Source organism: Streptomyces boncukensis (assembly GCF_011045075.1).
Taxonomy (GTDB): Bacteria; Actinomycetota; Actinomycetes; order Streptomycetales; family Streptomycetaceae; genus Streptomyces; species Streptomyces boncukensis.
This window is the reverse complement of the sequence record NZ_JAAKZZ010000270.1, coordinates 1-10,139: the sequence shown is the minus strand read 5'-3', so window position 1 is coordinate 10,139 and position 10,139 is coordinate 1. Positions and strand designations below refer to the sequence as shown.

Annotated in this window: 6 protein-coding genes and 2 pseudogenes; 2 read left to right on the top strand and 6 right to left on the bottom strand. The window is 75.6% G+C overall.

Annotated elements, in window-relative coordinates:
* Positions 1 to 26: 26 nt before the first annotated feature.
* A complete protein-coding gene (locus G5C65_RS23000) occupies positions 27 to 1,385 on the bottom strand; it encodes a glycosyltransferase (protein ID WP_165300815.1) in 1,359 nt (452 codons plus the stop codon).
* A gap of 238 nt (positions 1,386 to 1,623) precedes the next feature.
* Between G5C65_RS23000 and G5C65_RS22995 the strand changes: the two genes are divergently transcribed.
* The gene (locus G5C65_RS22995; RefSeq protein WP_165300814.1) at positions 1,624 to 2,256 is read left to right on the top strand and encodes a TetR family transcriptional regulator; all 633 of its coding nucleotides are present in this window, start codon (positions 1,624 to 1,626) and stop codon (positions 2,254 to 2,256) included.
* 249 nt (positions 2,257 to 2,505) lie between these two features.
* A pseudogene (locus tag G5C65_RS22990) lies at positions 2,506 to 2,934 on the top strand (LuxR C-terminal-related transcriptional regulator); the annotation flags it as partial.
* Here the strand turns inward: G5C65_RS22990 and G5C65_RS22985 are convergent.
* The 5 genes and pseudogenes from G5C65_RS22985 to G5C65_RS22965 form a co-directional block, all read right to left on the bottom strand.
* Entirely contained in the window at positions 2,860 to 4,761 is a 1,902-nt protein-coding gene (locus tag G5C65_RS22985; protein ID WP_241265979.1) for an ATP-binding cassette domain-containing protein, read from the bottom strand. The pseudogene G5C65_RS22990 and the gene G5C65_RS22985 overlap by 75 nt on opposite strands.
* Positions 4,758 to 6,644, bottom strand: coding sequence for an ABC transporter transmembrane domain-containing protein (locus G5C65_RS22980; RefSeq protein WP_165300812.1), 1,887 nt, complete (start codon positions 6,642 to 6,644; stop codon positions 4,758 to 4,760). Before G5C65_RS22980 ends, G5C65_RS22985 begins: the two co-directional genes overlap by 4 nt.
* A 41-nt stretch (positions 6,645 to 6,685) precedes the next feature.
* On the bottom strand, positions 6,686 to 6,811 hold the full coding sequence (locus G5C65_RS22975; RefSeq protein WP_165300811.1) for a SapB/AmfS family lanthipeptide: 126 nt from the start codon (positions 6,809 to 6,811) through the stop codon (positions 6,686 to 6,688).
* A 71-nt stretch (positions 6,812 to 6,882) separates the two neighbouring features.
* A complete protein-coding gene (lanKC, locus tag G5C65_RS22970; RefSeq protein ID WP_165300810.1) occupies positions 6,883 to 9,606 on the bottom strand; it encodes a class III lanthionine synthetase LanKC in 2,724 nt (907 codons plus the stop codon).
* A 124-nt stretch (positions 9,607 to 9,730) separates the two neighbouring features.
* A pseudogene (locus G5C65_RS22965) lies at positions 9,731 to 10,139 on the bottom strand (biotin-dependent carboxyltransferase family protein); the annotation flags it as partial.

Sequence of the window (10,139 nt, the reverse complement as noted above, 5' to 3'; positions counted from 1 at the left end):
GGGCGGGACAGCGGGACGGGCGGCGGTCACGCGCGCTCGGCGACGGCGGGTGCCGCCTCGGCGGGTGGCCGCGGGAGAGGCCGGGACGCGGCGGAGGCGGACGCTCCGGCGTCCATCGCGGCCCGGTAGCGCTCGACGGTTCCCCTGGCAGCCCGCTCCCAGGTGAAGCGGGACAGGATCCGCTCGCGTCCGGCGGCACCCAGCCGGGTGCGCAGCCCGGGGTCGCCCAGCAGCCGCACCAGCCCGGCGGCGAGCGCGCCCGCGTCGCCCGGCGGCACCGCCAGACAGGTCTCGCCGTCCTGCCCGGCGACCTCGGGGATGGCCCCGCCGGTGGTGGCCAGCAGCGGGGTGCCGGTGGCCATGGCCTCGGCGGCGGGCAGCGAGAAGCCCTCGTAGAGCGAGGGGACGCAGGCGACCTGCGCGCCGCGCACCAGCGCCGCCAGCTCGGCGTCGCTGATGCCCTTGACGAACTCGACGGCGCCGTCGGCGAGTCCGTAGCGCTCCATCGCGGCGGCGACCGGCCCCTCCTCGGGGCGCTTGCCGACGACGACCAGATGCGCCTCGGGCCGCTCGGCCCGCGCCTTCGCCAGCGCCTCCACCAGATACACCAGCCCCTTGAGCGGGACGTCGGCGCTGGAGGTGGTCACGATCCGGCCCGGCACCTCGGGCACCGCGGGGTCCGGCGCGAACAGCTCGGTGTCGGCGCCGATCGGCACGACATGGACCCGGTCGGGGCGCACGCCCAGGTCGTCCACGATCTCCTGGCGGGAGGAGCCGGAGACGGTCAGCACGCTGGGCAGCCGCCGCGCGACCCGCTGCTGCATCCGGGTGAAGCCGTACCAGCGGCGTACGGACAGCCGGCGCTTCCAGCCCTCGGCGGCCGCGGCCGCCAGCTCCAGGCGGCGGTCGACGGTGACGGGGTGGTGGATGGTGGTGACCAGCGGGGCGCCCAGGGCGCGGGCACCGCCGAGCAGGCCGTAGCCGAGCGTCTGATTGTCGTGGATCACGTCGAACGCGCCGCGCCGGGCGGCCAGATGGCGGCGGGCGCGCAGCGAGAACGTCAGCGGCTCGGGGAAGCCGCCGGTCCACATGGCGGCGACCTCCAGCGCGTCCACCCAGTCGCGGTACTCGTGCCGCGCCGGGGTGCGGAAGGGGTCGGGCTGCCGGTAGAGGTCGAGGCTGGGCAGCTCGGTGAGGGTGAGCCCGGGGTGCTCGTCCAGGACGGGGTAGGGCTGGGCGCCGATCACCTCGACGGTGTGGCCGAGCCGCGCCAGCTCGCGGGACAGATGGCGGACGTAGACGCCCTGGCCGCCGCAGTAGGGGTTCCCCTTGTAGGTCAGCAGTCCGATGCGCAGCGGACGTTCGCGTACGGCCCTAGCGGTCACTCGCCGCCCCCTTCGTCGCTGCGTTTCCGGCGGAGCGTAGCCGCTCGCGCTAACCTAGAACAAGTTTCATGATTGACAGGTTCCACGCGGTCCCGCCGCTCATCGGCTACGAATCTACCGGCCGGTCACTTCCCTGGAACGAGGGGCTCCGGTGATTCGCGCCACCCCGGGACCGCCTGCGAGAATGCACGGCGCCCGGCGGCGCGTACCCGGCCGGGCAGGCCACGGAAACGGATTCATGCCCACCCAGTCGACACCGCAGACGCCGCACACACCGCCGTCCCCCGCCGCCTCTCCCCCGCGCACCGAGCGCCAGGAGGAGCGGCGCCGCCGCATCCTGCACGCGAGCGCGAAGCTGGCGCGGCGCGGCGGCTTCGACGCGGTGCAGATGCGGGAGGTCGCCGAGACCTCGAACGTGGCCCTCGGCACGCTGTACCGCTACTTCCCCTCCAAGATCCATCTGCTGGTCGCCACCATGCACGACCAGCTGCAGCATCTGCACGCGACGCTGCACAAGCGCCCGCCCGCCGAGGAGCAGGCGTCGGCGCGGGTCGCGGAGACGCTGATGCGCGCGTTCCGGGCGATGCAGCGGGAGCCGCACCTGGCCGACGCGATGGTGCGCGCCCTCACCTTCGCCGACCGCTCCGTCAGCCCCGAGGTGGACACCGTCTCACGGCTGACGACGGCGATCGTGCTGGACGCGATGGGCCTGGAGGGGCAGCCGACGCCGGAGCAGCTGTCCGCGGTGCGGGTCATCGAGCACACCTGGCACTCCGCGCTGATCACCTGGCTGTCGGGGCGCGCCTCGATCGCCCAGGTGAAGATCGACATCGAGACGGTCTGCCGCCTGATCGATGTGACGGAAGCCTGATCCACGAGCCGACCAAGGTGCCCCTGACGGGCCGCCAGGGGCGGTCGGCGCAGCACGGGCTGGCCGGTTCTCCGCCCTCGCGCGACTCCCCGGTCGCGGGTATGAAGGACGGGGCGATGCGTTCTGAACGCGTGCCCATACGGCTGGGGGAGGCCACGGAGGGTGGAAAGCGTGATTCGGGTGCTTGTCGTGCACGATCTCAGACTACTGCGATCCGGGTTAGCCGAACTGCTGGGCAAGGCACACGACATGGTGATCAGATCCACGCCCGCGGGCAGAGCGCTGCGCTCCATACGGGAGCAGCCCGCCGACGTGTGCGTGGCCGACGCGGACTCGGGCGGCGGCCCCTCGCTGGAGGAGCTGGGCAGCGCGCGCCCCGCGAACCGGCTGCTGGTGCTGGGCAGCGCGAGCCGGCCGGGCGCACTGCGCCGGGCACGTGCCGCGCGGGCCCTCGGGTTCGTCGACAAGAACGCCAGCCCCGAGGTGCTGCTGACCGGCGTGCGGCGGGTGGCGCGCGGCGAGCGGTTCGTGGACGACGCGCTCGCCGTGGCCTTTCTGCGCGCCGAGGACGTGCCGCTGACGGCGCGGGAGCTGTGCGTGCTGTCAGTCGCCGCCGAGGGCGCTTCGATCGCGGAGATCGCGAACCGGCTGAGCCTCGCCGACGGGACGGTGCGCAACTACATGTCGGCCATCACCCGCAAGACCGGGGCGCGCAACCGGATTGATGCCATCCGTATCTCCCGGGGGGCCGGCTGGCTGTGAGCGGTCGCCGACCGCCCATATTCCGGCCAGATCGCGGTAGAGCGGCGAGCGCGCGGCGACCTCGTCGTGCGTGCCGACGACGGCGCGGGCGCCGTCCAGCACCAGTACGCGCTCCGCCCTGCGCGCTGAGCTGATGCGGTGCGCGACGACGACGAGCGTGCCGCCCGGCCGCTGTGCGAAAGCGCGCTCCGCGCGCTCCTCCGCCACCGGGTCGAGGTGGCAGGTCGCCTCGTCCAGCACGGCGAGCGGCGCGCGTGAGAGGTGGGCGCGGGCCAGCGCGAGCAGCTGCCGCTCCCCCGCCGAGAGCGCGGCCGGGTCGAGGTCGGCGTCCGGTCCGCCGAGCCGCGCCACCAGCCGGCCGGCGCCCACGGCCGCGGCCGACGCCAGCACCTCGGCGTCCGGGACGGGGTCCGTCCGCAGATACCGCAGGTTGTCGCGCACACTGCCGGTGAACACATACGCCTCCTGCGGGATCAGGACGCGCGGGTCGGCGCGTATCTCCCCGGCGCGGGGGGTGAGCAGCCCGGCGATCAGCAGGGCGAGGGTCGACTTTCCGGTTCCGCTGGGGCCGACGACGGCGAGCCGGCCTCCCCGGGGTACGACGAGATCGAGCCCCGCGAGGACGTCCCGGTCGGCCTCGCCGTACCCGAACCGCACCCCGTGCGCCTCGACGGCGTTGCCGGGTACGGGCTGCCCCTCGCGGGGCGTCGCGGGGCGCGGGTCTGCTGCGGCGGCCGGCCGCGGCCCCGGTGCCGGGTGCGGGGAGCCGGAGGTCAGCCGGGTGATGACCACGGCCAGCCGCGCCCCCGCGCTGCCGAAGCCCTGGACCAGGCCCTCCAGCGCGGGGAGGAGAGCCTGCGTCAGATAGGTCACGGCCGCCGCCAGGGCGCCGGGGGTGACCCCCTGGTCCAGCAGCCAGGGCGCCAGCACCAGCAGCAGCACGAGCGGGGCCCGGCCGCCCAGGCCGACGGCCAGCGCGCGCGACACGCTCCAGCGGGCGAGCGCGTCCGCCGCGCGGCGCTCCGCTTCGACCCGCGCGGCCAGCGCCGTACGCGTCCGCTCCTCCGCACCCGCCGCGACCACGTCGCGCAGGCCCGCGGCCACCGAGCCCAGCTCGGCGGCCAGCCGCTCGTCGGCCGCCAGGAACTCCGCCTGCCGGCGCGCCAGCGGGCGCAGCGTCCCGAAGAACAGGGCCAGGCCCAGCAGCAGCGGGGGCAGCACCACCAGCAGGAGCGGGGGCGCCAGGGCGAGCAGGCCCGCGAGCGCGCCCAGCGCCGTGAAGACGAAGGAGCGGGCCACCATCACCACACCGCTGAAGCTGTCCCGGGCCAGCTCCACCTGGTGGGTCACGCGGGAGACGAGCCCGGCGCCGCCCGTGCCGGGCGGCGGTCCGCTCGCGCCGTCGCGCAGCACCGCCTCCGCGAGCCCGTGCCGGACCACGCGGCCCACCAGCAGATCCCGCAGCGGCTCCGCGAGCGCGGCCACCGCGCGGTAGACGCGCGCCGTGCCCAGCGCCCCGACCAGCACCCCGACCGCGGCCACGGCCAGCCAGCCGAGGCCCGCCGCGGTGTTGCCTGCGAGGAAGCCGTCGTCGAGGGCACGGGCCAGCGCGTAGCCGAGCGCGAACGTCTGCGCCGACTCCAGCAGGGACCATCCGGCCAGCGCCGCCACGGCGCCCCGCCGGTCCGCGAGGAAGCGGACGCCTGCCCGCGGCAGGCCGCGCCGTACAAGCCGCTCCGTCATGGCGCTTCGGCCTCCGCCGCCGGGTCCGAGTACGGGTCCGAGTACGGGTCCGGGGTGAACAGCCGCCGGTAGGCCGGGTTCTGCCACAGCCGGTCGTGCGGGGCGACGGCGCGGACCCGGCCGGCCTCCAGCCACACCGTCAGATCGGCGCGGGCGGCCGTCGAGGCGCGGTGCGCGACGATCAGCCGGGTGCGCGGGCGCCGGGTGTGCGCGACCGTGCCCAGCAGCGCCTCGGTGACGCGCAGTTCGGTCGCCGTGTCCAGACTGGAGGTGGCGTCGTCCAGGATGAGCAGCCGCCCGCGGTGTGCGAACGCGCGCGCGAGGCCGAGGCGCTGGATCTCGCCCCCGGACAGCCGCACATCGGCGCAGGCGGTGTCGTAGCCCGCCGGGAGGGTGCGGATGAACGTGTCGGCGCAGGCGTCACGGGCCGCGGCCGCCACCCGCTCGGGGTCGGGCCGGCCGGGCCCGGCCCCGAGCCCGATGGTCCCGGCGAGGGTGCCGCCCAGCAGCGCGGGGCGCGCGAAGGCGTAGCCGACGGCGCGGCGCAGCTCGGACCGCTCCAGCTCCGCGAGGTCGACGCCGTCCAGCAGCACGCGGCCCGCTTCCGGCTCCGCCAGCCGTCCCGCCAGCGCCGCCAGCAGCGACTTGCCGGAGCCGGAGGGGCCCACGACGGCCGCGGTGGCACCGCCGGGCACGGTGAGGTCCACGGCGTCCAGGACGGTGGCGCCGTCCCGTACGGCGCGCACGCCGCGCAGCTCCAGCCGCCCGGGGCCGCCGTCGGGGAGCCGTGCGGTCCCGTGCCGCAGCGGCGGCAGCGCATGCACCCCGGCGAGCCGCCGGGCAGCGCCCCTGGCGCGCACCAGCCCGTTGAGGTGCCCGACGAGTCCGCCGACGCCCGCGGCGAGCACCGCGTAGCGCGCGGCGGCGACCAGTCCGCCCACGCTCAGCTCGCCGGCCGCGAGCAGCAGTCCGCCGGCGCCGACGACACCGATCTGCAGCAGCGGCACCAGCACGGCGGCCTGCGCGGTCGAGCGGCCCTGGACGTGCCACATCCGGTGCCCCTGGCGGCTCAGCGCGGGCAGCGGGCCCTGGACGCGGTCGACCTCGCGCTCGTACGTCCCGGCCGCCGCGACCGTACGGGCCCCGTCCAGCACCTCCACCAGCCGTCCGGCCACCCGGCCCTGCTCGTGCTGGTAGCGGGTGACGCAGTCGGAGGTGGTGCGCAGAAAGGCGCGCAGCAGCAGGGCGAGCAGCGGTATCCCGGCGAGGAACACCGCCGCGAGGCGGGGGTCGAGCAGCGCGAGCGCCACCACGCCGCCGACGGGCAGCGCGAGCGCCGCGAACGCCGAGGCGGCGGCGCTGGGCGCGGTACCGGCGTGCGCGGCGTTCAGGGTGCCGCGGGTGACCAGGTCGCCCGCGCTGAAGCGGTGGGCGCCGGGGGCAGCGGACAGCAGATGGCGCACGAGCCCGGTGCGCAGCCTCGCCGCCGTACGGGAGTTGAGCGTGCCGGTGAGCACGGTCTCTGCGGCGTCGCACAGCACGGCGGCACCGGCCAGCGCGGCGCACAGCGCCAGCCAGCGGCCCGCGTCCTCCCCCGCCAGCAGCGCGTCGAGGGCGCGGCCGAGGACGGCGGGGAGCAGCAGGGTGACGGCCGCGGCGGCCGTGCCGGCGAGAAAGAGGGCGAGGGTACGGGTCCCCGGCCGGGCGGCCTCCAGGATGAGAGAGCGGGCCCCTTCCGCTCCGCCCCCGGCACCGGCTGCTGAATCGGGGCTGCCTCTTGCCGTGCGTCGCAGGCTGCGGCGCCATGGTGGCCGATCGCGCCCCGCGGCGGAGCCGAACCTGGACACAGCCCCGCGCCCCTTCAGGGTACGGGAAGGGAACATCTCGGCTCCTCACGGGGCCGGTGCACTGATCGGACGCGGGGTCAGTGGTGGCAGGTGACGAGGCTCAGCGCGCTGTCGCCGCAGAGCAGCAGGCTGGCCACACTGCCGCCGCCACCGTGGGTCGCCGTCTCCTCGGGCTCCATCGTCTGCAGGTCGAGAAGCGCCATGATGTGGTCCTTTCCTTCGGGTTGGGGACTGTGTATCGCCGTTGTTCTGCTGTTGTTCTGTTGTTGTTCTGCTACGGCCCCTCGACGGGGCCGGTCTCGGTGCCGCCGCGGCCCGCCGGTGCGGGCGGGGGCGACAGGAAGGGGAGGAACGGTACGGACGCCGCGGAGCCGCGGGCCGCTGCGGCGGCCACCGCCAGCAGGCAGCCGGCCGTTCCGGTGGCCAGGTCCATCGACAGCCGCATCAGCTGCTCGCCGGGGAAGGCGAGATGGCCGCGGTAGTCCATGGCGTACCAGGACAGCCCGTCCAGCTGGGCCGCCAGCTCGGCCCGGGTGACGCCCGGAGCCGCGGTGCGGGCCAGGTGCAGCAGCAGTCCGGCGCGGCCCCGGAAGAGGCCGGGCTGGGCGCAGTAGCGGACCTTGGCGGCGGGCAGGATGGCGGCGCGGGCCGCGGCGAACTCCTCGCCGACCGGCGCGTGCCGCGCGTACTCGTCCAGCACCGCGGCGACGCCGACGCTGCCCTCGCCGAGGTACGGAAGCTGCTGGTGTCCCTCTTCCAGCAGCCAGGTGCCGGCGCGGCCGGGGCGGCACTTGGCGAGGTCGGCGCGGAGCGCGGTGGCGGCGGAGTCGAGCAGCGCGGGCTCGGCGGTCCGCTCGTAGTGCCTGAGGAGGAACAGGGCCTCGCCGGAGGCGCCGTACAGCAGCCCGCCGCGGGCCCGCTGCCCGATGTCGCCGGCGCGGTCGGCGAGCAGCCGCGCCGCGTGGTCGGCGGCGTCGCGCAGCCCGGTGTCGCCGGTGCGCGCCGCGAGTTCGTCGAAGGCGAGGCCGATGCCCGCCAGGCCGCCGTAGAGCGCGGGCCCGAGGCGGTCCCATCCGGCGCGCTCGTCGGCCACCATCCCGGCCAGCTCGACGGCGCGTTTGGTGTGGCCGAGCCGGTCGAGCGCGAGGGCGGCGCCCAGCAGTCCGTCGTAGAGGCCGAGCGGGGTGCCGCGCGGGGGCGGGTCGGTGTGGCGCAGCAGCCACTCCTCGCCGTCCGGGTAGGTGCCGGCCCCGCTCTCGGCGAGGGCGTGGAGCACCCCGGCCGCGCCGTACGCGAGTCCGAGTCCGCCGCCGGGCTCGAACTGCGCGAGGTCGCCGGGGAAGAGCCGGTCGTCCCGCTCCGGCGTGGCGGAGGCCCGTACGGCGCCGGCCAGCGCGTCCCGTACGCCGGGCCAGCCGGCGGGGTCGAGCGCGTCCGGCAGCGCGACGGGGGGCTCGTACGGCTGGGACTGGGGCTGGGGCCCGGTCGACCGGGCCCCGGTCGCCGGTGCGGGGCGCTCCGCAGCGGCGGCGGGGCCCTGGATGGTGGCGACCGCCTCCGCGAGGAAGTCCCGGGGGACGTCGGGGAACTGGCGCTCGACGATCCGCGCGAGGTGCGCGGCCTTGCCCCGGTCGACGGCGAGCACGGTCGTCATCGGGACGAACAGCGCGAGCCGCAGGCAGGCGAGGGCGTAGCGGTCGACGTCGTAGCCGGTGCGGTCGGACGGGGCCATGAAGGCGGGGTGGGCGACGACCTGGCGCGCCCCGTCCGCCGCGCGCCCGGCCGCCTCGAAGTCGAGGAGCGCGACGGACCGCTCGTCGGGGGCGACCATCACGTTGAACAGGTGCAGATCGTTGAAGACGAGGCCCTGGGCGTGCACCGTCTCCACCGCCTCCTGGACGAGCCGGTGGATACGCAGCGCCCAGCGGGTGTACTCGGCCACGGCCCCGGGGTCGGGCTCGGCGGTCAGCAGCGGGTGGCGCTGGGCGAAGAAGGCGTTGAGCGGCTGTCCCGGCAGGTGGTCCAGGACCAGGAAGCAGTGGCCGTCGAGGGTGAACCAGTCGCGGACGCCGGGGGCGCAGTCGAGCCCGGCGAGCGCGTCGAGGGCGGCCTTCTCGCGCTCCAGCCGGGCGACGGCGTCGGCGCCGTCCGCGGCGAGCCCGGCGTGCGGCCGGCCCTCCTTGAGCACCACCCGCTCTCCGGTGCGCTGGTCGGTGCCGCCGTAGACGCCGCCGCCGTTGGAGAAGTGCAGGGCGCGCTCGACGCGGTAGGGCAGCTCGCGCAGGGTGGCCGCGGCGCGCGCGTCGAGGTGCGGCTGGAGGAAGGCGGGCAGTTCCACCCATTCCGGCACATGGAAGGCGGGCTCCCTGCGGTCGGGCACCAGCCGCCCCTGCGGGTCCTCGATGGCGGGGACGGGGGTGCCTTCGGGCGAGAGGAGATAGCGCGGGGTGAATCCGCCGTACCGCACATAGAGCGGGCCCTCGTCCCAGCGCAGATCGGTGAGGACATACGGTCCCGGCTCCCCGGCGAGCTCGGCGCCGAGTTCTGTGAGAACCGTGTGAAGTTGCTCTTCACTTCTGGGGTAGAGGGTGGCGAATTTCCCGCTTCCCGACCGGGGCGCGTATTTGGCATTCCGCAGATGGAGCCGGGTGCGGGAGGGGACGAACTTGAAGGGTATGCCGCGCGGAACGCAGTAGTCCCATACGGCGTCCGCTATCCGTGCCGCGTTCTCCAGACAGGCCGAGACATGCACCTTCCAGCCCTGCGCGGGGAACGCGCCGGCTCCGGTGCCGCGCCCGGCGTACCGGTCGGGCCAGTGCTCCAGCCAGTCGGCCTGGCGCGAGCGGCGCCAGGCGGCGGGAACGTCGCGCCGCGCGGCGGGCAGCACATCGTCCGTGCCGGTGCCGCGGCCCGCGGACTCCTGGCGCTCCGACAGGCTCTCCGGAGTGTCGTAGAAGTATCTGTCGGCCAGGCAGAAAATCTCGTACCGCTTGTCCATCGGCCCCCCTCTGGCAGCACGGGAAAGAGAGTCCCATACCGTGCGCGCGGACAACAGTCATGTTTGTCATGAGGCGGGCGTGAGAAATGCACGGCGAATACCGCGGCCTACTGAGAAGTAATCCTTACGTCAGAGTAAAGCGAACAGGAGTTCCTGGCGACGCCTGTGCGGCGGCGGCGAGCGCCGGTTCCGGAACGACCCCGATGACGGGGTAGCCGCCGGTCGTGGGGTGGTCCGCGAGGAACACCACGGGGCGGCCCTCCGGCGGCACCTGGAGAGCGCCCAGCGGCATGCCCTCACTGGGCAGTTCGCCTTCGTACGCGCGCTCCAGGCGCGGCCCCTCCAGCCGCAGGCCGATGCGGTTACTCGCCGGGGAGACCCGGTAGGTCCCGGCGGCGAGGGTGCGCAGGGCTTCCGGTGTGAACCAGTCGGCACGCGGCCCGGGGACCACCGGCAGCACGAGCGCGCCCAGCGGTTCGGGGCCGGGCGGCGCCTGCCAGGGTGCCCCGTACTCCGCGGCCCCGGCCCCGGTC

What these genes read in the sequence shown, in the direction of transcription:
- G5C65_RS22995 (WP_165300814.1), top strand. Translation starts at nt 1,624, where the DNA reads ATGCCCACCCAGTCGACACCGCAGACGCCGCACACACCGCCGTCCCCC.
- G5C65_RS22985 (WP_241265979.1), bottom strand. Translation starts at nt 4,761, where the DNA reads ATGACGGAGCGGCTTGTACGGCGCGGCCTGCCGCGGGCAGGCGTCCGC.
- G5C65_RS22980 (WP_165300812.1), bottom strand. Translation starts at nt 6,644, where the DNA reads ATGTTCCCTTCCCGTACCCTGAAGGGGCGCGGGGCTGTGTCCAGGTTC.
- G5C65_RS22975 (WP_165300811.1), bottom strand. Translation starts at nt 6,811, where the DNA reads ATGGCGCTTCTCGACCTGCAGACGATGGAGCCCGAGGAGACGGCGACC.
- lanKC (WP_165300810.1), bottom strand. Translation starts at nt 9,606, where the DNA reads ATGGACAAGCGGTACGAGATTTTCTGCCTGGCCGACAGATACTTCTAC.